Origin of the sequence: Desulfolithobacter dissulfuricans (genome assembly GCF_025998535.1) — a bacterium.
Lineage (GTDB): Bacteria > Desulfobacterota > Desulfobulbia > Desulfobulbales > Desulfobulbaceae > Desulfolithobacter > Desulfolithobacter dissulfuricans.
This window is the reverse complement of the sequence record NZ_AP024233.1, coordinates 2,577,102-2,601,098: the sequence shown is the minus strand read 5'-3', so window position 1 is coordinate 2,601,098 and position 23,997 is coordinate 2,577,102. Positions and strand designations below refer to the sequence as shown.

Annotated in this window: 37 protein-coding genes and 1 pseudogene; all 38 read left to right on the top strand. The window is 54.1% G+C overall.

Going from position 1 to position 23,997, the window contains the following annotated elements; translation table 11 throughout:
* Positions 1-147 precede the first annotated feature (147 nt).
* The 38 genes and pseudogenes from rpsL to pyrH all read left to right on the top strand — a co-directional run bounded on the left by rpsL (position 148) and on the right by pyrH (position 23,866).
* Positions 148-519 carry a 30S ribosomal protein S12 gene (gene rpsL / locus GF1_RS11590; RefSeq protein WP_267926719.1) on the top strand — a complete coding sequence of 124 codons (372 nt, stop codon included), beginning with the start codon at positions 148-150 and terminating at the stop codon, positions 517-519.
* A 42-nt stretch (positions 520-561) separates the two neighbouring features.
* Positions 562-1,035: a 30S ribosomal protein S7 gene (rpsG, locus tag GF1_RS11585; RefSeq protein WP_267926718.1), complete on the top strand. Its 474-nt coding sequence runs from the start codon at positions 562-564 to the stop codon at positions 1,033-1,035.
* A gap of 136 nt (positions 1,036-1,171) precedes the next feature.
* Positions 1,172-3,250, top strand: coding sequence for an elongation factor G (gene fusA / locus GF1_RS11580; RefSeq protein ID WP_267926717.1), 2,079 nt, complete (start codon positions 1,172-1,174; stop codon positions 3,248-3,250).
* Between the two features lie 103 nt (positions 3,251-3,353).
* Positions 3,354-4,544 carry an elongation factor Tu gene (gene tuf / locus GF1_RS11575; protein WP_267926716.1) on the top strand — a complete coding sequence of 397 codons (1,191 nt, stop codon included), beginning with the start codon at positions 3,354-3,356 and terminating at the stop codon, positions 4,542-4,544.
* A 13-nt stretch (positions 4,545-4,557) separates the two neighbouring features.
* On the top strand, positions 4,558-4,869 hold the full coding sequence (gene rpsJ / locus GF1_RS11570) for a 30S ribosomal protein S10 (RefSeq protein ID WP_326491630.1): 312 nt from the start codon (positions 4,558-4,560) through the stop codon (positions 4,867-4,869).
* Between the two features lie 67 nt (positions 4,870-4,936).
* Complete coding sequence (rplC, locus tag GF1_RS11565; RefSeq protein ID WP_267926714.1) at positions 4,937-5,569, top strand: 50S ribosomal protein L3; 633 nt, start codon at positions 4,937-4,939, stop codon at positions 5,567-5,569.
* A gap of 29 nt (positions 5,570-5,598) precedes the next feature.
* A complete protein-coding gene (gene rplD, locus GF1_RS11560; RefSeq protein ID WP_267926713.1) occupies positions 5,599-6,222 on the top strand; it encodes a 50S ribosomal protein L4 in 624 nt (207 codons plus the stop codon).
* Positions 6,219-6,509 (top strand): 50S ribosomal protein L23, encoded by a 291-nt coding sequence (locus GF1_RS11555; RefSeq protein WP_267926712.1) that lies wholly within the window; start codon positions 6,219-6,221, stop codon positions 6,507-6,509. Before rplD ends, GF1_RS11555 begins: the two co-directional genes overlap by 4 nt.
* 73 nt (positions 6,510-6,582) lie before the next feature.
* Positions 6,583-7,404 carry a 50S ribosomal protein L2 gene (gene rplB / locus GF1_RS11550; RefSeq protein WP_267926711.1) on the top strand — a complete coding sequence of 274 codons (822 nt, stop codon included), beginning with the start codon at positions 6,583-6,585 and terminating at the stop codon, positions 7,402-7,404.
* Positions 7,405-7,503: 99 nt separating this feature from the next.
* Entirely contained in the window at positions 7,504-7,782 is a 279-nt protein-coding gene (rpsS, locus tag GF1_RS11545) for a 30S ribosomal protein S19 (protein ID WP_267926710.1), read from the top strand.
* Between the two features lie 116 nt (positions 7,783-7,898).
* Positions 7,899-8,231, top strand: a complete 333-nt coding sequence (gene rplV, locus GF1_RS11540; RefSeq protein ID WP_267926709.1) for a 50S ribosomal protein L22 — start codon at positions 7,899-7,901, stop codon at positions 8,229-8,231.
* 57 nt (positions 8,232-8,288) lie between these two features.
* A complete protein-coding gene (rpsC, locus tag GF1_RS11535) occupies positions 8,289-8,942 on the top strand; it encodes a 30S ribosomal protein S3 (protein WP_267926708.1) in 654 nt (217 codons plus the stop codon).
* Positions 8,943-9,006: 64 nt separating this feature from the next.
* Positions 9,007-9,423, top strand: coding sequence for a 50S ribosomal protein L16 (gene rplP, locus GF1_RS11530; protein ID WP_267926707.1), 417 nt, complete (start codon positions 9,007-9,009; stop codon positions 9,421-9,423).
* Positions 9,420-9,611, top strand: a complete 192-nt coding sequence (gene rpmC / locus GF1_RS11525) for a 50S ribosomal protein L29 (RefSeq protein ID WP_267926706.1) — start codon at positions 9,420-9,422, stop codon at positions 9,609-9,611. Before rplP ends, rpmC begins: the two co-directional genes overlap by 4 nt.
* Before the next feature lie 40 nt (positions 9,612-9,651).
* Positions 9,652-9,912, top strand: coding sequence for a 30S ribosomal protein S17 (gene rpsQ, locus GF1_RS11520; protein ID WP_267926705.1), 261 nt, complete (start codon positions 9,652-9,654; stop codon positions 9,910-9,912).
* A 57-nt stretch (positions 9,913-9,969) separates the two neighbouring features.
* Positions 9,970-10,338: a 50S ribosomal protein L14 gene (gene rplN / locus GF1_RS11515; protein WP_267926704.1), complete on the top strand. Its 369-nt coding sequence runs from the start codon at positions 9,970-9,972 to the stop codon at positions 10,336-10,338.
* A gap of 55 nt (positions 10,339-10,393) precedes the next feature.
* Positions 10,394-10,732, top strand: a complete 339-nt coding sequence (gene rplX / locus GF1_RS11510) for a 50S ribosomal protein L24 (RefSeq protein ID WP_267926703.1) — start codon at positions 10,394-10,396, stop codon at positions 10,730-10,732.
* A 26-nt stretch (positions 10,733-10,758) separates the two neighbouring features.
* Positions 10,759-11,301 carry a 50S ribosomal protein L5 gene (gene rplE / locus GF1_RS11505; protein ID WP_267926702.1) on the top strand — a complete coding sequence of 181 codons (543 nt, stop codon included), beginning with the start codon at positions 10,759-10,761 and terminating at the stop codon, positions 11,299-11,301.
* Between the two features lie 53 nt (positions 11,302-11,354).
* A complete protein-coding gene (locus GF1_RS11500; RefSeq protein WP_267926701.1) occupies positions 11,355-11,540 on the top strand; it encodes a type Z 30S ribosomal protein S14 in 186 nt (61 codons plus the stop codon).
* Between the two features lie 157 nt (positions 11,541-11,697).
* Entirely contained in the window at positions 11,698-12,096 is a 399-nt protein-coding gene (gene rpsH / locus GF1_RS11495) for a 30S ribosomal protein S8 (RefSeq protein WP_267926700.1), read from the top strand.
* Positions 12,097-12,126: 30 nt separating this feature from the next.
* Positions 12,127-12,669 (top strand): 50S ribosomal protein L6, encoded by a 543-nt coding sequence (rplF, locus tag GF1_RS11490; protein WP_267926699.1) that lies wholly within the window; start codon positions 12,127-12,129, stop codon positions 12,667-12,669.
* A gap of 17 nt (positions 12,670-12,686) precedes the next feature.
* On the top strand, positions 12,687-13,052 hold the full coding sequence (gene rplR, locus GF1_RS11485; RefSeq protein ID WP_267926698.1) for a 50S ribosomal protein L18: 366 nt from the start codon (positions 12,687-12,689) through the stop codon (positions 13,050-13,052).
* 54 nt (positions 13,053-13,106) lie between these two features.
* On the top strand, positions 13,107-13,619 hold the full coding sequence (gene rpsE, locus GF1_RS11480) for a 30S ribosomal protein S5 (RefSeq protein ID WP_267926697.1): 513 nt from the start codon (positions 13,107-13,109) through the stop codon (positions 13,617-13,619).
* 107 nt (positions 13,620-13,726) lie between these two features.
* On the top strand, positions 13,727-13,906 hold the full coding sequence (gene rpmD / locus GF1_RS11475; protein WP_267926696.1) for a 50S ribosomal protein L30: 180 nt from the start codon (positions 13,727-13,729) through the stop codon (positions 13,904-13,906).
* 3 nt (positions 13,907-13,909) lie between these two features.
* A complete protein-coding gene (gene rplO / locus GF1_RS11470) occupies positions 13,910-14,353 on the top strand; it encodes a 50S ribosomal protein L15 (protein ID WP_267926695.1) in 444 nt (147 codons plus the stop codon).
* Complete coding sequence (gene secY, locus GF1_RS11465) at positions 14,354-15,658, top strand: preprotein translocase subunit SecY (protein ID WP_267926693.1); 1,305 nt, start codon at positions 14,354-14,356, stop codon at positions 15,656-15,658. It abuts the gene before it with no gap.
* Positions 15,659-15,664: 6 nt separating this feature from the next.
* Entirely contained in the window at positions 15,665-16,453 is a 789-nt protein-coding gene (map, locus tag GF1_RS11460) for a type I methionyl aminopeptidase (RefSeq protein WP_267926691.1), read from the top strand.
* A gap of 111 nt (positions 16,454-16,564) precedes the next feature.
* Entirely contained in the window at positions 16,565-16,801 is a 237-nt protein-coding gene (infA, locus tag GF1_RS11455) for a translation initiation factor IF-1 (RefSeq protein WP_267926690.1), read from the top strand.
* Positions 16,802-16,828: 27 nt separating this feature from the next.
* Positions 16,829-16,942: a 50S ribosomal protein L36 gene (rpmJ, locus tag GF1_RS11450; protein ID WP_267926689.1), complete on the top strand. Its 114-nt coding sequence runs from the start codon at positions 16,829-16,831 to the stop codon at positions 16,940-16,942.
* 39 nt (positions 16,943-16,981) lie between these two features.
* Positions 16,982-17,350, top strand: coding sequence for a 30S ribosomal protein S13 (rpsM, locus tag GF1_RS11445; protein WP_267926688.1), 369 nt, complete (start codon positions 16,982-16,984; stop codon positions 17,348-17,350).
* A 49-nt stretch (positions 17,351-17,399) separates the two neighbouring features.
* On the top strand, positions 17,400-17,798 hold the full coding sequence (rpsK, locus tag GF1_RS11440; RefSeq protein WP_267926686.1) for a 30S ribosomal protein S11: 399 nt from the start codon (positions 17,400-17,402) through the stop codon (positions 17,796-17,798).
* A gap of 92 nt (positions 17,799-17,890) precedes the next feature.
* Complete coding sequence (gene rpsD / locus GF1_RS11435; protein ID WP_267926685.1) at positions 17,891-18,520, top strand: 30S ribosomal protein S4; 630 nt, start codon at positions 17,891-17,893, stop codon at positions 18,518-18,520.
* 21 nt (positions 18,521-18,541) lie between these two features.
* Positions 18,542-19,585 carry a DNA-directed RNA polymerase subunit alpha gene (locus GF1_RS11430; RefSeq protein WP_267926684.1) on the top strand — a complete coding sequence of 348 codons (1,044 nt, stop codon included), beginning with the start codon at positions 18,542-18,544 and terminating at the stop codon, positions 19,583-19,585.
* 48 nt (positions 19,586-19,633) lie between these two features.
* Positions 19,634-20,026 (top strand): annotated as a pseudogene (rplQ, locus tag GF1_RS11425) (50S ribosomal protein L17); the annotation flags it as partial.
* Positions 20,027-20,112: 86 nt separating this feature from the next.
* Positions 20,113-20,889: a YkgJ family cysteine cluster protein gene (locus tag GF1_RS11420; RefSeq protein WP_267926682.1), complete on the top strand. Its 777-nt coding sequence runs from the start codon at positions 20,113-20,115 to the stop codon at positions 20,887-20,889.
* Between the two features lie 658 nt (positions 20,890-21,547).
* On the top strand, positions 21,548-22,348 hold the full coding sequence (gene rpsB / locus GF1_RS11415) for a 30S ribosomal protein S2 (RefSeq protein WP_267926681.1): 801 nt from the start codon (positions 21,548-21,550) through the stop codon (positions 22,346-22,348).
* A gap of 131 nt (positions 22,349-22,479) precedes the next feature.
* Positions 22,480-23,073 (top strand): translation elongation factor Ts, encoded by a 594-nt coding sequence (tsf, locus tag GF1_RS11410; RefSeq protein ID WP_267926680.1) that lies wholly within the window; start codon positions 22,480-22,482, stop codon positions 23,071-23,073.
* An 82-nt stretch (positions 23,074-23,155) separates the two neighbouring features.
* A complete protein-coding gene (gene pyrH, locus GF1_RS11405; RefSeq protein ID WP_267926679.1) occupies positions 23,156-23,866 on the top strand; it encodes a UMP kinase in 711 nt (236 codons plus the stop codon).
* Positions 23,867-23,997: the final 131 nt, after the last annotated feature.

Here is a 23,997-nt window from a genome sequence, read left to right as displayed (position 1 = left end):
CCTTGTTCTCGTGCCTGCTCCATGAAGGGGGCGGGCACGCTGCGTTATAAATTTGTGAAAGATGTCCCCTGGTTAAAAGGGTTGCGTCTTTCGGTATTCGATATGCGGGAAGCATGCCTGCATGGAAGTTAAAGAGGAGTGGTTGGAATGCCGACAATCAATCAGCTTGTCAGAAAAAGACGGAAAAAAGTGACCAAGCGGTCCAATACTCCGGCTCTGCAGAACTGCCCGCAGAAGCGGGGTGTCTGTGTGCGTGTGTACACTACGACACCTAAGAAGCCTAACTCGGCTCTGCGGAAGGTTGCCAGGGTTCGGCTGACCAATGGCATCGAGGTCACGTCCTACATTCCCGGTATCGGTCATAATCTGCAGGAGCATTCGGTTGTGCTGATCCGTGGTGGTCGTGTTAAGGATCTGCCCGGTGTTCGGTATCACATTGTTCGTGGTACGCTGGATACCCTTGGTGTGAATGACCGGAAGCAGGGGCGTTCCAAGTACGGAGCCAAGCGGCCCAAATAAATACCTATCGGTTCGTGTTGATCTGACTGGAGTTGAGATAAAATGCCGAGAAAGAAATTACTGGAAAAACGGACCGTCGAGCCCGATCCCCGCTACAACTCGGTCCTGGTGACCAAATTCACCAATGGGCTGATGCAGGACGGCAAGAAGTCTCTTGCCCGTCGGCTCTTCTATGATGCCATGGATATTATCGAGAAGAGGGTGGGTGATGAGGAGCCGCTGGCCGTGTTCGAGGCGGCGATGGAAAATGTTCGTCCCCGGGTCGAGGTCAAGAGCCGCCGGGTGGGTGGGGCAACCTATCAGGTGCCGGTTGAGGTTCGGCCGGAGCGCCGCAATGCCCTGGCGATCCGCTGGATCATCAGTTTTGCCAAGAGTCGTTCCGGGCAGTCCATGTCCGAGAAGCTGGCTGCTGAACTGCTGGATGCCTACAATAAACGGGGTGCCGCAGTGAAGAAGCGTGAAGATACCCATCGGATGGCCGAGGCCAACAAGGCTTTTGCCCATTATCGCTGGTAGGCTTCGGCGATTGAAAAAAGAGTAATTCCGTCGATGGAAAAACCATTGACAAAGAACTGATACTGCTGTAGAGAGCCAACATTTTTCTTTTGGCAGCAGGAATTGAACGTGACAAACAGGAATACGGGAAGGTACAGTGGCTGGTCAGGGATCGTTGTCCAACCTGCGCAATATCGGCATCATGGCCCATATCGACGCGGGGAAAACCACCACGACAGAACGTATCCTTTATTATACAGGCCGGTCGCATAAGATCGGCGAGGTCCATGACGGCACCGCGGTCATGGACTGGATGGAGCAGGAGCAGGAGCGGGGGATCACAATCACCTCGGCTGCGACAACCTGCTTCTGGAAAGATCATCAGATCAATATAATCGACACGCCGGGGCACGTGGACTTCACCGTCGAGGTGGAACGGTGCCTGAGGGTGTTAGACGGTGTAATAGCCGTTTTCTGTGCGGTTGGAGGTGTCGAGCCCCAATCCGAGACCGTCTGGCGTCAGGCAGATCGGTATCAGATTCCGCGCATAGCGTTTGTCAACAAGATGGACCGAATTGGTGCTGATTTTGACAAGTGCGTGGAAGAGATAGCCGAACGGCTGGGTGCCAGGCCGGTAGCAGTGACACTGCCCGTGGGCAGTGAAGATACCTTTTCGGGAATCATTGACCTCATCACCATGCGGATGCTCCGTTTCGATGAGGCCACTCAGGGCCTGAGGATTACCGAAGAGGCGATCCCCGACGATTTACAGAGCAAATCATCGGCCGCCCGGATGACGCTCCTCGAGAAGTTGGCCGACTTCGATGAGGGGGTCATGGAAAAATATTTAGAAGATCAAGAGGTCACTCCTGAAGAGATCTACAGGGCTCTTCGTAAGGCGACTCTGTCGCTGGATCTGGTCCCGGTCCTCTGTGGTTCCGCCTTTAAGAATAAAGGGGTGCAGCCACTGCTGGATGCGGTCATCAGGTACCTTCCTTCGCCGCTGGATATTCCACCGGTGGAGGGCGAGGATAAGGGTGGAAATATAGTCACCCGTAAGGCCTCGAGGAGTGAGAAATTCTGCGGACTGGTGTTTAAACTCCAGACCGACGCCTATGTTGGTAACCTGGCATTCATCAGGGTGTACTCTGGTGAACTGAAGCTTGGAGACAAGGTCTTCAATCCGCTCAAGCGGAAGAAGGAAAAGATCTCCAAACTGCTCAAGCTTCATGCAAACAAGCGTGAAGAAGTGGGTAGTATCGGTGCCGGAGATATCGGCGCAGTGGTCGGTTTGAAGTTCACCACCACCGGCGATACGCTGTGCGCCTCGGGTGACTGGATAGTCCTTGAGACCATGGACTTTCCGGAGCCCGTGATCGGTGTGGCCATTGAACCCCGGTCAAAGGCGGATGAGGGTAAACTGGCTGAGAGCCTGGAGAGGATAGTTCGCGAGGATCCCAGTTTTCGGGTGTCAGTCAATGAGGATACCGGCCAGACCATTATTTCCGGTATGGGTGAGCTTCATCTGGAGATTGTGGTCGATCGGTTGATCCGGGAGTTCAAGGTTTCAGCCAACGTGGGGCAACCCCAGGTTGCCTATAAAGAGGCTCTGACCAGAACAGCCAGGGCTGAAGGACGCTTTGAGCAGCACGGGACCGGTCGGGACCAGTATGGTCATGTTGTCCTGGAGCTGGTGCCAGGGGAACGGGGATCAGGGGTTCAGTTTGAAAGCCGGGTTGACGGGGAGCAGGTACCCGCTGAATTCATTGAGGCCATCGAGAGGGGGGCGAGGGATTCCCTGGATGCCGGACCGCTCATCGGTTATCCGCTGGTGGATGTGAAGGTGGTGCTGGTCGGAGGTTCCTACGATGAGGAGACCTCCACTGAAATGGCTTTTGGTGTTGCCTCAACCATGGCATGCCGGAAGGCTGCCCAGGAAGGGGAGCCGGTACTGCTGGAACCTATCATGGCCATCGAGGTCATCACTCCCGAGGAATATCTTGGTGAGGTGATAAACGATCTCAACCGCAAGCGTGCCCAGATAGCCGGGGTTGAAGCGGAGCGCGGACGTCAGGTTGTCAAGGCCATGGCACCGCTGGCAGAGATGTTCGGGTATTCAACATCCCTGCGGTCGGCAACCCAGGGCCGGGCGACGTTTACCATGCAGTTTGCAGAGTTCGCCGAAGTGCCGCCCAGGCAGGCTGAGGCGATTATACATAAAATACGAGGCGTCTAAGGCCCGTACCCATTGGCCGGCGGCCGGCTGTACTGACCGCTGGAAGTATGGACAGAGAAAATTTCTGAAAGGACTTTTATAAAAAGTTGTAAGAGGTACGCAGATGGCTAAGGAAAAATTTGAGCGGACAAAGCCGCATGTCAACGTGGGCACGATCGGTCACATCGATCACGGCAAGACAACCCTGACCGCTGCAATCACCCGCGTGCTCGCCACCAAGGGTCAGGCAGAGTTCACCGATTTTGGTGAGATCGACAAGGCGCCCGAAGAGAAAGAGCGTGGTATCACCATTGCGACCGCCCATGTCGAGTATGAGACCGACAAGCGGCATTATGCCCATGTGGACTGCCCGGGCCATGCCGACTATATCAAGAATATGATCACCGGTGCGGCGCAGATGGACGGCGCCATCCTGGTGGTTGGAGCCGACGACGGTCCCATGCCCCAGACCCGTGAGCACATCCTGCTGGCGCGCCAGGTAGGTGTTCCTGCCATTGTCGTCTTTCTGAACAAGTGCGACATGGTTGACGACGAGGAGCTTATCGAGCTGGTCGAGATGGAGCTGCGCGAGCTGCTGGACAAGTATGACTTCCCTGGCGACGACATTCCGATCATCCATGGATCCGCTCTGCAGGCTCTGGAGAATCCGGAAGATCCCGAGAAGTCCAAGTGCATCTGGGAGCTGATGGAGGCCATTGACAACTACGTGCCGGAACCGGAGCGTGACGTTGACAAGCCCTTCCTTATGCCTGTGGAGGACGTTTTCTCCATCTCCGGTCGTGGTACAGTGGCCACCGGTCGTGTCGAGCGTGGAGTGATCCATGTTGGCGACGAGGTGGAGATTGTCGGAATTCGTCCGACCCAGAAGACCACGGTAACCGGTGTGGAGATGTTCCGGAAGCTGCTTGACGAGGGTCAGGCAGGTGATAACATCGGCGCCCTGCTGCGTGGTGTGAAGCGTGACGAGGTTGAGCGCGGCCAGGTACTTGCCGCCCCGGGCTCGATCACTCCGCACAAGAAATTCAAGGCTGAGGCCTACATTCTGACCAAGGAAGAGGGTGGTCGTCACACCCCGTTCTTCAACGGCTATCGCCCGCAGTTCTACTTCCGGACCACGGATGTAACCGGTGTGGTAACGCTTGAGGACGGAGTTGAGATGGTTATGCCCGGTGACAACGTGCACATTACAGCGGAGCTGATCACCCCGATTGCAATGGAAGAGGGACTTCGTTTTGCAATCCGTGAGGGTGGTCGTACCGTAGGTGCCGGCGTGGTCAGCGAAATTATCGAGTAAGAGGAATACAATGATCCCGACAGACAAGATTCGTATCCGCCTTAAGGGATACGACCACAAACTGCTTGATCAGTCTACCCGTGAGATAGTTGAGACGGCGCGTCGGACTGGCGCCACGGTTGCGGGCCCGATCCCGCTGCCGACCTCAATCAACAAGTATACGGTGCTCCGTTCACCCCATGTGGACAAGAAGTCGCGGGAGCAGTTTGAAATGCGGACCCATCGTCGGTTGCTTGACATCCTTGAGCCAACCCAGCAGACCATTGACTCGTTGATGAAGCTGGAACTTTCGGCCGGTGTGGATGTCGAAATCAAGCTTCCCTAGGCACGGATCAGATAAGTTCTGACGGTTTGGTTCATATATTAGACTAAGACACCTGACAGGTAGAGAAATGCCGAAAACAATGGGAATACTGGGACGGAAAATCGGAATGACCAGGGTGTACAACGAACATGGTCGTTCCATTCCTGTGACCGTCATCGAGGCGGGCCCCTGTACGGTACTGCAGAAGAAAACCGAGGACCGTGATGGATACAATGCCATCCAGGTCGGGTTTCTTGAGAAAAAGGAATCACGGATCAACAAGCCACTGAGCGGACATTTCAAGCGTTCCGGCGGCAAGGGATTCTACCATATCCGTGAATTCCGAGTTGCTGATCCCGAGGCCTTTGAGCTCGGACAGAATATCTCCGTGAGTGAGATTCTGAAGATTGGCGACACTGTTCATGTTACAGGAAGAAGCAAGGGACGCGGCTTCCAGGGTGTTATGAAGAGACACGGATTTTCAGGTGGTCGCGCCACTCACGGTTCCATGTTTCACCGTGCACCAGGGTCCATTGGCTGCAGTGCCTGGCCAAGCCGTGTCATCAAGGGGAAAAAACTGCCCGGGCATATGGGAACTAATAAAGTTACGATGAAGAATCTGACCGTCGTGGACATTCGCGAAGACGAGAATGTTGTTTTGCTCAAGGGCGCTGTGCCCGGGGCGAAAAATGGTCTGATCAGTATCTTTACTACAGAGTAAGCGTCTGGGCTGCTTTATAGGAGAAACTCATGGCAGTTTGTGATGTTGTCAATACCTCCGGTGAAAAAGTCGGAGAAGTCGAGCTGAGCGACAAACTGTTCGGCGTCGAGGTCAATCCAGGGGTCCTGCACGAGGTCGTCTGTATGCAGCGTGCCAACAGGCGGGCTGGTACTGCATGTACCAAAACCCGTGGAGAGGTGCGCGGTGGAGGGGCCAAGCCCTGGCGGCAGAAGGGCACAGGCCGTGCCCGTGCCGGATCAAGGCGGTCACCGATCTGGCGGGGAGGTGGAACCACGTTCGGTCCCAAGCCACGGGATTACAGTTATAAACTCCCGAAAAAGGTCCGCCGGCTTGCCCTGCGTATGGCACTGAGTGCCAGGCTGAGCGAGGGCAACCTGGTCGTTGTGGATGACTTCAATATGGAAGTGCCCAAGACCAGGGAGTTTGTCAAGGTGATGAACAACTTCAAGTTTGATGATTGTCTCATCGTCGCCCAGGAGGAGAATACCAATGTCAAGCTTTCGGCCCGCAACGCCGTCGGCTACAAGGTGCTCCCCGTGGCCGGACTCAACGTCTATGATATACTGAAATATTCCAAGCTGATGCTGGTGCAGTCCACCCTGGCGCAGCTTGAAGAGAGGTTGATGGTATGAAGGTTCTCTATGATGTAATCAAGAGCCCCTGCCTGACCGAGAAAGCAAGCCTCGCTCAGGAGCTGCATGGTAAGGTGGTCTTCAAGGTCCATCCCGAGGCCAACAAGATCGAGATCAAGCGTGCTGTCGAGGAGCTGTTTGACGTCAAGGTATCAAGTGTCAGAACAGCGCGGATGCGCGGCAAGAAGAAGCGGGTCGGCATCAAGTCCGTCGGGCGGACCAGTGACTGGAAAAAGGCCTATATTACCTTGTCAGAGGGTGAGATCAATTTCCTTGACGAGCTGTAGGCTTGGCGATTGATCTGACACAGGCACTGGCAGAGGAAGAAAGTATCCTAAGGCTTAAGTAGCAGGAAGAGCAATGGCAATAAAGACCCATAAACCGACATCACCGGGTAAGCGGCATCAGGTATCTGTTCTGCAGCCCGAGCTTTCAGATAAAGCCCCCGAAAAGAGTTTGCTACGGCCGCTCAAGAAGAGCGGTGGACGCAACGCATACGGTAGAATTACGTCACGGCACCGGGGCGGTGGACATAAACGCAAATACCGTATTATCGATTGGAAAAGGAACAAAACCGGGGTGGCAGCAAAGGTAGTGGCCATTGAATATGATCCCAACCGTTCCGCAAACATCGCGCTGATTGTCTATACCGATGGCGAGAAGAGTTACATTCTTGCTCCCAACGGCATATCGGTCGGTGATGTGGTCATGGCTGGTGACGACGTGGATATCAAGCCCGGTAACTGCCTGCCCATGGTCAAGATACCCTTGGGTACCATCATCCACAATGTGGAGATGAAGATAGGCAAGGGTGCGCAGATGGTTCGCTCTGCCGGCGCTGCAGCGCAGCTGATGGCCAAGGAAGGGAACTATGTACTGGTCAAACTGCCATCCGGTGAGGTTCGTAAATTCAACAAGCTCTGCCGGGCCTGCATTGGCCAGGTTGGTAACACCGAGCACGGCAGCGAAAAGCTTGGCAAGGCAGGACGGAACCGCTGGAAAGGTCGCAGGCCCCATGTTCGCGGTGTTGCCATGAACCCCATCGATCATCCCATGGGTGGTGGTGAGGGCAAGAGCTCCGGTGGTAGGCATCCCTGTACTCCCTGGGGCGTACCGACCAAGGGGTACAAGACCCGGAAGCGGAAAGCCTCTGATCGAGATATCGTAACCAAACGTAAGTAAGATCCGGGCAGGACATGTAGGCCTGCCGGGAAATGATGCAAAGCCGGTTTCAGTGTAACTGAGGCATGACTTTCAAAGAACAATCTGGAGTATTTTGATATGGCTCGTTCTGTCAAAAAGGGTCCTTTTGTCGATGATCATCTGATGAAAAAGGTGATCAGGGCCCAGGAATCCGGCGATCGCAGGGTAATAAAAACCTGGTCGCGCCGATCCGATATCATTCCTGAAATGGTAGGTCTGACCTTTGCCGTGCATAACGGAAAAAAGTTTATCCCGGTCTATGTCACGGAGAACATGGTTGGTCACAAGCTTGGTGAGTTTTCACCCACCCGGACCTACTATGGTCACGCCGCTGACAAAAAAGGTAAGAAGCGCTAACACAATTGCAGGATGGCTGGTTCTGCATAACGAATCATAGAAGTTACGTTCTTTGAGAGGCGGGACGAGACTTTTATAAAAATACCGCCTGGGTGACACGCGATAGGAGTTAAAAGATGGAAACGAAAGCCGTCGCAAAATATATTCGTATCTCGCCGCAGAAGGCGCGACTGGTTGCTGACGTGGTCAGGGGTAAGGATGTGGAAACAGCCATTACCACTCTGAAGTTCATGCCCAAGAAGGCAGCGCGCATTCTTCGCAAGGTAATAGAGTCTGCTGTGGCCAATGCCGAGCAGACCGACACCATTGATGTGGATACGCTGTACATCAAGTCGATTGAGATCAATGGCGGGCCGATGCTGAAAAGATATCGCCCCAGGGCCATGGGTCGGGCAACCAGAATTTTAAAACGGACAAGCCACATTACTGTGGTTGTAGACGAGGCCTGAACTGAAGGTCTGGTCGTATCCCCTAATTAACAGTTCAAGAGGCAACGGAGGATAACCTTGGGGCAGAAAGTTAATCCCATAGGACTGCGGCTGGGTATAACCCGCACATGGGAATCAATCTGGTATGCGGATAAGGAATATGCCCGCAACCTGCATGAGGATCAGGAAATTCGGAAGTATCTGAAGAAACGTCTGTATCACGCAGGTATTTCCCGTATTGTTATCGAACGGACCGGTGCGAAGATCAGGATCAAGCTGTACACAGCCCGTCCGGGGATTGTCATCGGCAAGAAGGGATCCGAGATCGAGGTCCTGAAAAAGGACCTGGAGAAGAAGTTCGGTCATTCCTGTCTGATTGATATTCAGGAAGTGCGTCGGCCCGAAGCTGATGCCCAGCTGGTAGCAGAAAATATCGCCATGCAGCTTGAGCGCCGGATCGCCTTTCGGCGGGCCATGAAGAAGGCGATCAATTCTGCCCTCCGTTTTGGCGTCAAGGGTATCAAGATCTCCTGCGCCGGCCGTCTTGGCGGGGCGGAGATGTCGCGGACCGAATGGTTCAAGGAAGGACGTGTGCCGCTGCATACCCTGAGAGCCGATATTGATTATGGTACTGCTGAGGCTAAAACAACCTATGGTATTATCGGAGTCAAAGTCTGGATCTTCAAAGGCGAAGTTCTTCAGGAATCCGATATGGCCGTTGCCGCTCAGTAAGGATAAACACGTTGAATGTGCCCACGGGCCTTTCAATATACAGTCGTGAGCAGGAGTTAGTACAATGTTAAGTCCACGCAAGGTTAAGCACAGGAAACAGCACAAGGGCCGGATGAAGGGAACCGCCTACCGCGGATCGTCCATCAGCTTTGGTGACTATGCGCTCAAGGCTGTAGGCTGTGGGCGTATGACTGCGCAGCAGATTGAGGCTGCACGTATTACCATCAACCGTAAGATCAAGCGTGGTGGTAAGATGTGGATCCGGGTCTTCCCTGACAAGCCCATCACCAAGAAACCTGCGGAAACCAGGATGGGTAAGGGTAAAGGTTCTCCGGAATACTGGGTAGCCACCATAAAGCCCGGCAAGGTCCTCTATGAGCTTTCCGGAGTACCCGAAGAGCTCGCTGTTGAGGCGCTTAAACTTGCCGGCTACAAGTTACCGTTCCCGACCAAGGTGATCACCAGGAGCACAACGATATGAAGGCGAAAGAACTTCGTGATATGAGCCTGGAAGATCTTCGGAAGAAGGAAAAGGACCTTCGGGAAGATCTCTTCAAGCTGCAATTCCAGCACGGTATCCGCCGGCTTGAAAATCCGGACCGGTTAGCTCAGCTCCGCAAGGATATTGCGAGAGTGAAAACCGTGATGAACGAGATGGCCCGGAGCTGATAGAGCTCGGCGAAATTACAAATTGCACTGGACTGTAAGAATGAGTGATACGAACAAGACCAGAAAGACACAACAGGGTTCTGTTATTTCCAATAAGATGGATAAGAGCATTGTTGTCCTTGTGGAGCGGAAAGTTCGCCATAAGCTGTATGGCAAGTATATCCGGCGCCGGGTGAAATATATGGCCCACGATCCGGAAAATGCCTGCAACATTGGTGACACCGTGCTCATAGAGGAGTGTCGGCCGCTGTCGAAAAACAAACGCTGGCGGGTACGCTCCATTGTTGAGCGGGCTGTCTAGCAGCTGCCAGGCGGCTGACCAGCGGGTCGAAAACAGGCAAATATATCAGGTGAGACCATGATACAAACTGAAACTATACTCAATGTTGCCGATAATTCCGGCGCCAAGAAGGTACTCTGTATCAGGGTACTTGGCGGCACCAGGCGCCGTTACGCTTCCATCGGTGATGTTATCGTTGTAACGGTCAAGGAGGCCATTCCTCACGCCAAGGTGAAGAAGGGCGACGTGCTCGATGCTGTTGTCGTCCGGACGGCCAAGGAGATCAAGCGCCCCGAGGATACCACGGTGCGGTTTGACGAGAATGCTGCTGTGCTCCTGGCCAACTCCGGTGAACCTATCGGTACGCGTATCTTCGGGCCTGTGGCCCGGGAGTTGCGCTCCCTTGGTTTCATGAAGATTATATCTCTCGCACCGGAGGTTCTGTAGCCATTGCCCCCGGCAGTGAGGACTACAGACCAAAGAGCGATACGAGGACAGAATAATGCGGCAGGGAACAACAAGTCTGCGGACAAACGATCAGGTTGAGGTAATCGCCGGCAAGGACAAGGGCCGGGTCGGCAAGATCCTTAAAATTGACAGGAAGAAAAATCGGGCTGTGGTGGAACGGATCAATATGATCAAGAAACACCAGAAACCGGTGGACGCCACCCAACCAGGTCAGATAATCGAACGGGAAGCACCTATTCACATTTCCAATCTCATGCTGGTTTGCCCGGAATGTGCCAAGACCGTGCGTATTGGAAAGAAGATTCTTGAAGATGGAACCAAGGTTCGGGTCTGCAAGAGCTGCGGTGCCACCATAGAAAACCAGAAGAAGTAGTACTGTCTGGACTTTAGGAGTACAGAATGGGAACGCTGAAAGAACTATATGAGCGCGAGTGCAGGCCGCAGCTCCAGAAAGAGTTCGATTATAAGAATGTGATGGAGATTCCCCGCATTGAGAAGGTCGTCCTGAACATGGGCCTCGGGGAAGCTGTGCAGAATCCGAAGATCATCGAGAAGGCGGCGCAGGAGCTTACCCTGATCGCCGGCCAGAAGGCTGTGGTCACCAGGGCCAAGAAGTCCATTGCCGGATTCAAGCTCCGTGAAGGAATGCCCATTGGCGCCAGGGTCACCCTGCGCAAGGATAAGATGTACGATTTTCTTTCCAAGCTGATCAATGTGGCTCTCCCGCGGGTGCGTGACTTCCGGGGTGTATCGCCCAAGGGATTTGATGGCCGTGGTAACTACTCGCTGGGGATCAGGGAACACATTATCTTCCCTGAGATCGATTACGACAAGATCGACAAGATCCGGGGACTTAATATTACCATCGTCACCACTGCTGAAAGTGATGACGAAGGTCGGGCACTGCTCAAGAACCTGGGCATGCCGTTTAAAAAGAAATAATTTCTTGCCACATCAGTGGTCAAGTATTTCGAACTGATTATCAGGAGGACGCAGTGGCAAAAAAATCACTCATTGCCAAAGCAAAACGGAAACCTAAGTTCAAGGTTCGTGCCTACAACCGCTGTCCGCTCTGCGGACGGCCCAGAGCCTTTTTCAGGAAATTTGGCTGTTGCAGGCTCTGCTTTCGGAAACTTGCCTCTCAGGGTGAGATTACCGGTGTAACCAAGTCGAGCTGGTAGAAAGTGCTGTACATTAGTTCAGTACGGTATACTCCGGCTGAACTACTCTGGAGATGGTGCGTCCCCTGGAGGGGATACCGCGGTCACCAAATAAAAGATGAAGGGCCTGCGCCAGACGCGACCCGTCACTTTGTCTATTACAAAGAGGAAGAATTCGATGTCTATGAGTGATCCGCTGGCGGATATGCTGACCAGAATCAGAAACGGCAACATGGCCGGTTTCGATTCAGTCGATATGCCGCTGTCAAAACTCAAGGTCGGTGTTGCCAGGGTACTGAAGGAAGAAGGATACATCAGGGACTATCACATCATTGAAGCTGATGTGCAGGGCACCCTGAGGATCGACCTGAAGTACGGGCCAAACAATGAGAAAATTATCACCGGACTGCGCCGAGTTTCCAAACCTGGATTGCGGCAGTACAAAAAAGCGGACCGTATTCCCAAGGTCATGAGTGGTCTGGGTGTTGGTATTCTTACTACGTCCCAGGGAATCATTACCGATCGTGAGGCCCGCAGGCGGAACATCGGTGGCGAGCTTCTGTGTGAAGTCTGGTAACCGGTATCGGTCTGAGGAGAGGAGGTAAGTATGTCCAGAATTGGCAAAGAACCGATTCCTGTGCCAAGCGGGGTAAAGGTTGAGATAAAGGGAACCCACGTCATGGTGAGTGGTCCCAGGGGTACGCTGGAGAGGGATATCCGTCCGGAGATCGAGCTGAAGATGGACGGTGATCATATCATCGTTACTCCCAAAGGCCGGTCCAAAAGGGTCCTGGCATTCTGGGGTCTGTTCCGCTCACTGGTCAACAACATGGTTGTCGGAGTGGACAAGGGATTCCAGAAGAAATTGATTGTCGAAGGTGTCGGGTACCGGGCCAGTGTGAGCGGTTCCGTACTGACCCTCAACGTCGGATACTCCAATCCGGTTGAGTTCCAGCTGCCCGAAGGGGTCAAGGCAGAGGTCGGCAAGGATAATTCCATTACCCTGGAAGGTATTGACAAGGAACTGGTCGGCCTGACCGCTGCCAGGATCAGGGCGGTGCGCAAGCCGGAGCCGTACAAGGGTAAGGGAATACGTTATTTCGACGAGCATATTGTTCGCAAGGTCGGTAAGGCCGGCGGTGTGAGCTAATACAAACGGGTAGCATTATGGCAAAGACAAGTCAGAAACTTACTGCACGTAAGAAACGGATCCGCCGTATCAGGAAACGGGTATTCGGCACAGCCGAAAAGCCGCGGATGCGGGTGTACCGCAGTAACAAACACATTTATGTGCAGATTATTGATGACACCAGGCATGCGACCATTGTCGCCATGTCCACCAAGGACAAGGAATTTAATGCCGAGGACCTCAAGGGCAAATGCGCCCAGGCAAAAAGGGTCGGTGAACTGGTTGCCGAGCGGGCCAGAAACGCCGGGATTACCAAGGTCGTTTTTGACCGGGGCGGCAATCTGTACCATGGCCGGGTCAAGGCTTTGTCTGAAGGTGCCCGCGAGGGCGGTTTGGAATTCTAATGATACGTACCACAACAGGTAACGTGGAAATACATTTAGCTACGGGGGTGTTTCTTGGCTGATTATAAACGGGCTAAAGACGGCAACCAGGAAGAGCTCATAGAAAAGATCGTCTATATCAACAGGGTTGCCAAGGTTGTCAAGGGTGGCCGGCGCTTCAGCTTTTCCGCCATTGTCGTTGTCGGCGACGGAAAAGGCAAGGTCGGATACGGTCTGGGTAAGGCCAACCAGGTACCGGAAGCAATCCGCAAGGGTATTGAGCGGGCGCGCAAGGACATGCGGACCGTTGCTCTGACCGACGTGTCGATCCCGCATGAGATTTACGGCAAGTTCAAATCCGGCTCGGTCATGCTCAAGCCTGCCTCCGACGGTACCGGTGTTATTGCCGGTGGCGCGGTACGCGCGGTTCTGGAAGCAGCCGGGGTACAGAATATCCTGACCAAGTGTCTGGGGTCCAACAATCCGCACAACCTGGTCAAGGCTACCATTGACGGGCTGGTCAGACTCCGCAGTGCCGAGCAGATCGCCAGACTGCGGGGCCTGAAAGTCGAAGACATGGTCGCCTGATTTTACTTAGAGTAGCGCTGCTGCCCAACTGCGGGCTGGAGCGAACCTTTCATTATTCGTTACGCAGGATCTGCTTGAAAGAAATGTGTTAACGAGGGGCTGTAGAGATGAGTGATACCATTACCATTACCCAGATAAAAAGCGAGATCGGCTCGACCAGAAAGATCCGGGCCACCCTGGTTGGTCTGGGACTGACAAAGATGTACAAGACTGTAACCAGAAAGAACACACCAGAGATCCGTGGCATGGTTAACAAGGTGCGCCATCTGGTCCGGGTGGAGGAATAGACGATGCTGAAGCTCAATACGCTCTCCCCCAGTGAGGGAGCCAGGAAAAACAAAAAGCGTGTTGGTCGTGGCCAGGGCTCCGGTCTTGGTAAGACCGCCGGTCGTGGACACAAGGGAGCAAAGTCCCGTTCAGGATACACTGCCAAGCCCGGATTCGAGGGTGGCCAGATGCCTCTGCATCGGCGGTTGCCCAAGCGTGGCTTCACCAACATATTCAAAAAGGAATATACTCTGGTATCGCTGTCCGACCTGGACCGTTTCGATGCCGGCAGTGTGGTCGACCGTCAGGCTCTGCTGGATGCCGGCGTGATCAAGAAAAAGGACACACTGATCAAGGTTCTGGCCAATGGTGAGATCACCAGGGCCATCACCCTGGAAGTGGACAAGATCAGTGGTTCTGCCCGGGCCAAAATCGAAGCTGCCGGTGGCACGGTAAAGGTTGACTAGATGAGCGGACTGGCCAGTGCAGCGAACATACCGGAGTTGAGACGGCGGATTGTCTTTACGCTGCTCATGCTCCTGGTATACAGGATGGGCGTACAGATTCCCACGCCGGGGATCAATGGCGAGGCACTTGCCGCATTCTTTGCCAAGAATGCCTCCACACTCTTTGGCATGTTCAACATGTTTTCCGGTGGTGCACTGGAGAATTTTTCCATCTTTGCCCTGGGAATCATGCCCTACATCAGTGCCTCCATCATTATCCAGCTGCTGACTGTGGTCATTCCCCAGCTTGAAGCGCTCTCCAAAGAAGGCGAAGCCGGGCGGCGCAAGATCACTCAGTACACCCGTTACGGTACCGTGGCCCTGTCGCTCATCCAGAGTCTGTTTATCGCCACCGGCCTTGAAGGCATGGCTGGACCGGGAGGCGAGGCCATTGTCATGGATCCTGGCTGGGGCTTCAAGCTGATGACCATCCTGACCCTGACCTCGGGAACCGCCTTTATCATGTGGCTTGGTGAGCAGATGACCGAGCGCGGGATCGGCAACGGAATTTCGCTGATCATTTTCGCCGGTATTGTTGCCAGGATGCCTGCTGCAGCCGGAAATACCATTCAGCTGGTCAAGGCAGGAGAGCTGCAGGTCATCTTTATTCCGTTCCTCATCGTGCTGATGGTGGCGGTTGTAGCCTTCATCATCTTCGTGGAGACTGCCCAGCGTCGAATTCCCATTCAGTATGCCAAGCGGGTGGTCGGACGACGTGTGTACGGTGGCCAGGCATCTCATCTGCCGCTGAAAATTAATATATCCGGCGTCATTCCGCCGATTTTTGCCTCGTCGATCATGATGTTCCCAGCCACCATAGGGAGTTTTGTCAAGATCGACTGGGTCCAGCAGGTTTCGGCAGCTCTGGCTCCTGGAACTGTCTGGTACTATCTCATGTACATTGGCATGATTGTCTTTTTCTGCTTTTTTTACACCGCGGTCACCTTCAATCCCGACGATGTGGCGGAAAATCTCAAGAAGAACGGCGGTTTTATTCCGGGTATCCGGCCCGGCAGGAAGACGGCTGAGTTCATCGACAAGGTCTTGACACGACTGACCGTGATCGGAGCCATTTACCTCAGCGCGGTGTGCGTCATGCCGACCCTGTTGATCAACAAGTTCAATGTACCGTTCTTCTTCGGCGGCACGGCATTGCTCATCGTGGTCGGTGTCTCCATTGATACCATTTCGCAGATCGAGTCACATCTGGTCATGCGAAACTATGAAGGCTTCATGAAGGCCGGCCGAATCAAGGGACGCCGTTAACAAGCTGTGAGTGAGTCGGATCAGAGCAAGACGATTATCGTCAAGACGCCCGAAGAGATCGAGATCATGTACCGGGCGAATCAGATTGTCGCCGGGGTACTGAGCCTGCTTGAGGAGCGTATCCGGCCGGGACTGACCACGCTCAAGCTTGACCGCTGGGCCGAAGAGTACTGTCGCGATCACGGATCCGAACCGGCTTTCAAAGGGTATCGCGGTTTTCCGGGCAGCCTCTGTGTCTCCATCAACGAGCAGGTTGTCCACGGTATACCTTCCAAGAAGGTTGTTATCCGGGAGGGAGATATTGTCTCTGTGGATTTTGGGGTCCGGTACCAGGGATTTTATGGTGATTCAGCCATAACCATCCCGGTAGGTGAGATCAGCCCGCTTAAGCGGAGACTGCTCGAGGTGACCAGGGAATCCCTTGAAAAGGCCATTGCCCAGGTCAAGGTCGGCAACCGGATAGCCGATATCTCCCGGGCAGTCCAGACGCATGCAGAACAACATGGATTCTCCGTGGTTCGCCATTTTGTCGGCCACGGTATTGGTACCAGCCTGCATGAAGGTCCGGAAGTTCCAAACTACGTGCAGAAACAGCCGTCGCCACGAATCCTGGAAGGCATGGTCGTGGCCATAGAGCCCATGGTCAATGCCGGTACCCACAAGGTCAAGGTCCTTGCCGACCGGTGGACGGTGGTGACCGCGGACCGGAAACCTTCGGCCCACTTCGAGCATTCGGTAGCTGCGACAAAAGAAGGTCCCCTGGTGCTCAGCGCACGGGAAAAAGCAAAAAAATAATATTAATTGGGACCTTTTTGCAAGACCTGTGAAAATATCTTGTAAAAAAACAGAGAGTCCGATATATAATACAGTTTTTTGCGCTGATTATTTTAATCACAGGAAGGTAGTATGGCCAAAGAAGACGCCATTGAAGTAGAAGGAACCATCATTGAACCGTTGCCCAACGCCATGTTTCGAGTGGAACTGGATAACGGTCACAAGGTACTTGCCCACATTTCGGGTAAAATGCGGATGCATTACATCAAGATTCTACCTGGCGACCGGGTAACCGTAGAGCTTTCGCCGTACGATCTGACCCGGGGCAGGGTAACTTTTCGCTCAAAGGGCGGAAGGAACAAGAAGTAGCCAGGTACTGATAGAGGAGATCTGAGCATGAAGGTTCGGGCATCGGTTAAAAAGATGTGCGCAGACTGTAAGGTCATCAAGCGCAATGGAATTGTACGGGTAACCTGCAAGAACAAGAAGCATAAGCAGCGGCAGGGCTAAGTTCTTCCGCGCTAAAGGTATCACGAGAGGAGTAGGATCTTGGCACGTATAGCAGGTGTAGACTTACCACGAAACAAACATATGGATCGGGCGCTGACCTATATTTATGGGATCGGTCTCAGCACGGCACGGGAGATTCTGGACAAGGCGGATCTGCCATACCAGATGAATTCCGATGATCTTTCCGGGGATGACGTTACCCGGATCAGGAAGATCATCGAGGCCGACTACGAGGTCGAGGGCGATCGCCGGCGGAAGGTGTCCATGGACATCAAGCGCTTAATGGACATTGGCTGCTACCGGGGGCGCAGGCATCGTATGAGCCTTCCCTGTCGTGGTCAGCGGACCAAGACCAACGCCAGAACCCGGAAAGGGCCGCGGCGCGGGGCAGCAGTTCGGAAAAAATAAGATTTTATGACATCCGGCCTTGCGTCGGATGATACGAAACGGAGCAGACATGGCTAAGGCAAAAAAAGGTGCTGCCAGGAGCAAGCGCCGCGAGAAAAAGAACATTCCCGAGGGAATTGTCTTTATCTACTCCACGTTCAACAATACGATCATAACTATTTCAGACCGCCAGGGCAATGTCATTTCCTGGTCCAGTGCCGGTGTCATCGGTTTCAAGGGGTCTCGTAAGTCGACGCCCTTTGCAGCCCAGAATGCGCTCAGCGATGCCGTAAAGAAGGCCAAGGAACATGGCATCCGTAAGGTCGAGGTTCGGGTGAAAGGTCCGGGACCTGGTCGTGAGGCTGCCCTTCGTGCTCTGACAACCGCAGATCTGGATGTCAGCAAGATCAGCGATGTAACACCCATTCCGCATAACGGCTGCAAGCCGCCCAAGCGCAGAAGGGTCTGATTTTTCCCGCTAAGGCGTGGAGGTAAACGGTTTGTCTTCCCGGGTGAGCGCCCGGGGTGGCAGGCCGTAAGTATATTTCATGGAGGTTTAAGGTGGCCAGATATACAGGAGCTTCCTGCAGGATGTGCAGGCGTGAGAACCTGAAAATGTTTCTGAAAGGAGACCGGTGTTATTCGGACAAATGTTCGTTCGAGCGCCGTTCTTACGCGCCGGGTCAGCATGGTCAGGCAAGGTTTCGTAAGCAGTCCAACTACGCGATTCAGCTGCGCGAGAAGCAGAAGGTCAAGCATATGTACGGCATGCTGGAAGGCCAGTTTCGCCGGTATTTCTACATGGCAGACCGGGCCAAGGGCGTCACTGGCGAGAACCTGCTGGTGATGCTTGAGCGTAGGCTCGACAATACCGTCTATCGGCTGGGATTTGCCTGTTCGCGCGATCAGGCCCGGCAGCTGATCCGTCACAATCATTTCCTCGTCAATGGCAAGAAGGTCAACATCCCTTCTTTCCAGGTCTCTGTGGGTGATGAGATCTCTCTGCGTGAGAAGAGCCGCAAGAACGAGATGATTACCGACAACATCGAGGGTGCAGCACGCCGGGGAATCCCAAGCTGGCTTGAGTTGGATCAGGCGAACTTCAAGGGTACGGTGAAGGCGCTGCCAAGCCGGGACGAGATTACCATGCCGATCCAGGAACAGCTTATCGTCGAGCTGTACTCCAAGTAAATTTAAGAAGTCAGGTATTGCATGGCACAGGAAATCAGGGACGACAATCCCTTTTACAAAAATTGGCACGATCTTATTACTCCCGATCGTCTGGAAGTCAGGTCAGAGACCCATACAGACCGGTACGGCAAGTTCGAATGCCAGCCGTTTGAGCGTGGTTTCGCGACCACCATCGGTAATTCACTGCGCCGGATCCTGCTCTCGTCGATCAGGGGTGCTGCCATTACTTCGGTCAGGATCGATGGTGCCCAGCACGAGTTCACTACCATCGACGGCATTCATGAGGACGTTGCCGATATTATCCTCAATCTCAAGCAGGTCCGTTTGAAGCTCAACGGTCCTGACTCGCGCACGGTCACCATCGAGAAGAAGGGGCCGGCGACGGTAACGGCTGGGGATATCAACGGCCAGGGATATGTCGATGTGATGAATCCCGAGGCGCCCATCTGTACCATTACCAGCGATACAACCTTCAGGGCGGAACTCGAGGTGTGCTGGGGTAAGGGCTACGTTCCGGCTGAACGGAACAAGAGAGATGATCAGCCAATCGGGGTCATTCCCATTGACGCCGCTTTCTCTCCGATTCGGCGGAGTCAGTTTGTGGTCAGCCAGGCCCGGGTCGGCCAGCAGACGGATTATGACAAGCTGACCATTGAGATCGAAACAGACGGTTCGGTTCGTCCCGAGGATGCCTTGGCCTATGCAGCCAAGATTCTCAAGGAACAGATGACCATCTTCGTCAATTTCGATGAAGAGGCCGCCAAGGCGCCTGAGGCTCCTGAAGGGGATAGCGACGTAACGGAGTTTCACCCGTTCCTCGACAAGAACGTTGAGGACCTGGAGCTTTCGGTACGGTCGGCCAACTGTCTTAAAAATGCCAAGATACAGTATATCGGCCAGCTGGTGCAGCGCACAGACGCCGAGATGCTCAAGACCAAGAACTTTGGACGCAAGTCCCTCAATGAAATCAAGACACTGCTTGCCGAACACAATCTGACCCTCGGGATGAAACTCGAAGGTTGGGTTCCTCCGGATGAACGCGAAGAGGGCGGCGAGGAAAAATAAGCTCCCGCCGGCACGGTGTCAGCACGATCACGATAAAAGGACAGGACAATGAGACATAGAAAAGCTGGCAGAAAACTTGGCCGCACAACCGCTCATCGTAAGGCCATGCTGCGCAATATGGTGACCTCGCTTCTGGAGCATGAGCGTATCGTTACAACTGTTCCCAAGGCCAAAGAGGCCCGGAGAATGGCTGAAAAAATGATTACCCTTGGCAAGCGTGGCGATCTGCATGCCAGGCGTCAGGCTCTGGCCTATATCCGCAGCAAGGATATCGTTGCCAAGCTCTTTGAGGAGATCAGTGTCCAGTACCAGGATCGCAAGGGCGGCTATACCCGGATCATCCGCACCGGGACCAGGAACGGCGATGCCGCACCCATGGCCATTCTTGAACTGGTTGATTTCGAAGAATCCTACGAAGAAGCCGAGGTTGAGGCTGCCGAGGAAGAATAAATCGGCAGGTGGCCACGGGCTAAGAGATTCGTTAAAGCTGATATGCTCGTCATATCAGCTTTTTTTTTGTGTATCCCATGAAAGAAAACAAAACTCCATCACCTGCAACCGGGCAACGGATAGCCCTCAACGGCGGAGATACCTTCCGTTTCCGGTGTCATCCAGACATCTCCTGTTATCTGGCCTGCTGTCACAAGGTGGAGATCTATCTCTTTCCCTACGATGTGCTCAGGCTCAAAAACTGTCTGGGCATGCATTCGGCAGAGTTCATCCACACCCACTGCCGCATTGGTGAAGGCAGTCATCCCTATTTCCCCTCGCTCATGCTCAACATGGCCGAGCAGGAAGACTATCCCTGTCCTTTTCTGACCAGGGAGGGCTGTTCGGTCTACCCGGACCGTCCCTCGGCCTGCCGTACCTATCCCCTGGAGCGGGGCGTGGAGAAGTGCGGTCGGCGTGGGCGGCTCAAGACCCATTATTTCCTGGTCCGGCATCCCTACTGCAAGGGGCATGACGAAGAGGGTACCTATACGGTTAAACAGTGGGAGCGGGATCAGAAACTTCTCGAATACAATTTGATGAACGATCTGTGGGCGGAGTTGGACGCTTTTTTTGCCACTAACCCATGGGAAGGGGAGGGGGCCGCCGGTCCCCGGCAGCAGCTGGCGTTCATGGTCTGCTACGACATTGACGGCTTTCGTGACTATGCGTCGCGCCACCATCTTCTTGACCGGTATCGCATCGATCGTGACCGGCGGCGGCGCATCGAGCGCGACGACGCTGAACTGCTTAAATTCGGTTTTCAGTGGCTGCCTGCGGTTCTCGGGGGCAGAAATACATTGACTCCCACCTGAATCCGTGACGGGAAGATTATTGTTTTTGGCTATCTGTCTTGAATTTCAATCAAAATGAAATCTGATTACCACTGAAATTCAGCCACCGATGCCCGAAGGTGTCGACCTCACTTGTTGCACGGGACGCCATAAACCCGTCCCTGGGGGCTTGACTGTGGCCATCCAGGCCACAGACACCCGTGAAACAAGTGAGGCCGACACCGGTTTCAATGCTGAAGATTGATGGTAATCAGAAAATGAAAAGATGATATTGGGTTTTCCACTTCGCTCTTTGTAATGGAGTCGCCCTTCGGTAGCTGGACTTTCACCACATCCGCTGCGTCATCAACGATTGATAGAGCGTCACTCTAATCAATGGGCCTCTTCCCGGAGTCTTCGCTTACCTGGCGGATGCGGCGAAATTCCAGCTTCACGGATTCAGGCACAGGTAATCCTACTGTTTTACCGTTATAAATCATGAGCAGGGACCTGCTGCGTTTCAGGATATAAAATCTTGAAAATATGGTTCGTTCATGGTAACAAAAGAGGTTCTTAGTTTGCAGCTGGCCCGGAATGAACCGGTCCAGTATCACACACATCCCGCACAGGTCTTCAGGTGTCCGCCTCCGGGCGGATGAGACATGGGATGGAGGTTAAACCTGAATGTACTGGAGGAATTATGACTAAGGTAACCATGCGACAGATGCTGGAAGCAGGGCTCCACTTCGGCCACCAGACCCGGCGCTGGAACCCCAAGATGAAACCCTACATCTACGGTCCGCGTAACGGCATCTACATCATCAATCTCGATGCGACCATGAAGCTGTTTCGCAAGGCGTATGCCTATCTGGTCGATGTAGTCGCCGATGGAGGGTCGGTCATGTTCGTGGGCACCAAGCGCCAGGCCCAGGATATCATCGCCGAGGAGGCCTCGCGCTGTGGCATGTACTATGTCGATCATCGCTGGCTTGGTGGGATGATGACCAACTTTCAGACCATCAAGCGTTCGGTGGACCGGCTGAAGAAGATCGAGGCCATGCAGGAAGACGGGACCATCAACCGCTTCCCCAAGAAAGAGATTCTCAAGATGGAGAAGGAGCGGGTCAAGCTGACCCGGAACCTTGGCGGCATCAAGAATATGCGTACCCTGCCCGATGTCCTTTTTGTGATTGATCCCAAGAAAGAGGAGATCGCGGTTTCCGAGGCCAAGAAACTGGAGATTCCGGTGGTAGCCCTCACCGATACCAACTGTGATCCCGATCCCATCGATTATGTCATTCCCGGTAACGATGACGCCATCCGCGCCATCCGGTTGATCACCTCGCTGATGGCAGATGCGGTACTCGAAGGTAAGGCCCGCCGGGGTGAGGAAGCCGAGGTCAGTGAAGGCAATGTCGAAGGCATGGAAGCGGCAATGACCGAAGCCGCAGCCGAGCCGGCCGCTGAGTCAGCAACAGACTCCACGCCTGCTGCCCAGTAACGAATCGACTTTTATTCATTGGCATGAAGGGGACCTGTTGTCCCCTTCTTCCATGATGGATGACCAGACATCTTGAACACCCGGACCTGATACAGGGTCTGGAAAAGTTTTGATATAGAGGAGAACAAGCCGTGAAGATTACAAGCCAGATGGTCAAGGAACTGCGTGACAAGACCAATGCCGGCATGATGGACTGCAAGCGGGCCCTCGCCGAAACAGAGGGTGACATGGACAAGGCCGTTGACCTGCTGCGTCAAAAAGGCCTGGCCGTGGCTGCCAAACGGGCTGACAGGGCCACCTCCGAAGGGGTTATTGAATGCTACATCCATGGTGGCGGTAAACTCGGCGTCATGGTCGAGGTGGGCTGCGAAACCGATTTCGTGGCCAAGACCGATGATTTCAAAGACTTTGCCAAGGATATCGCCATGCACATCGCGGCGGTCAATCCCGTGGCAGTGCGCCGGGAGGAGATTCCCGCCGAGCTCATCGAGCGCGAGAAAGAAATCTACACCAAGCAGGCCCTGGAGTCCGGCAAGCCCGAGAACATCGTCGAGAAGATTGTCTCCGGCAAGATCGAGAAGTACATCTCCGAGATCTGCCTGATGGATCAGAAGTTCGTCAAGAACCCGGATCTTTCCATCCAGGATCTGCTCAACGAAGTTATTGCCAAGCTTGGGGAGAACATCTCCATCAAGCGCTTTGCCCGGTTCCAGATCGGCGCCTGATTTTTTTTCTCTGCCCGGACTGTCTCCCGGACAGTCCGGGACTATTCCCACGGGGTTCCTGTACATTTCGGAGGCATTCAGGATGAAATACAACCGTATCCTGTTGAAGATCAGCGGCGAGGCTCTCATGGGTGAAGACTGCTTCGGCATTTCACCGGAAATGATTCAGTTCGTGGCTTCGGAAATCAAGCAGGTTCACTCCCAGGGAGTTCAGCTTGGCCTGGTTATTGGCGCCGGCAACATTTTCCGCGGTATGGCCGGTGCGGCCTCGGGCATGGACCGGGCCAATGCCGATAACATGGGCATGCTGGCCACGGTGATGAATGCCCTGGCCATGCAGGATGGTCTGGAGCAGCAGCTGGTGCCGGCCCGGGTCATGTCGGCCATTCCCATGCAGACGGTCTGTGAACCCTATATCCGCCGCCGGGCCCTGAGGCATCTTGAAAAGGGCCGGGTGGTGATCTTTGCCGCCGGAACCGGCAATCCCTATTTTACCACCGATACCGCTGCGGTCCTGCGGGCACTTGAAATCAATGCCGACGTGATCATGAAGGCAACCAGGGTGGATGGTGTCTATGACCGGGATCCGGAAAAGGATCCCCAGGCCGTGCGCTTCGACACCCTGAGTTATACCAGGGTACTGCAGGAGAACCTCAGGGTCATGGATGCGGCCGGCATATCCCTGGCCCGCGACAGCAACCTGCCTGTTTTTGTCTTCAACATGAAAAAACAGGGCAACATTGTTCGCGCGGCCGCCGGAGAGAATATCGGCACCCTGATTACCCGGCAATAACCGGCCGTCACGTCTGCAGCCAAGACTGTCGGTCCCGCAGGGATTTTTTTCTGGTTGGAGATGCACTGAAGTTATTTGGTTTCAAAAAAAAGATTCCGCCACCGGCGGTCAGGAGGGAGAGATGGAGGTTA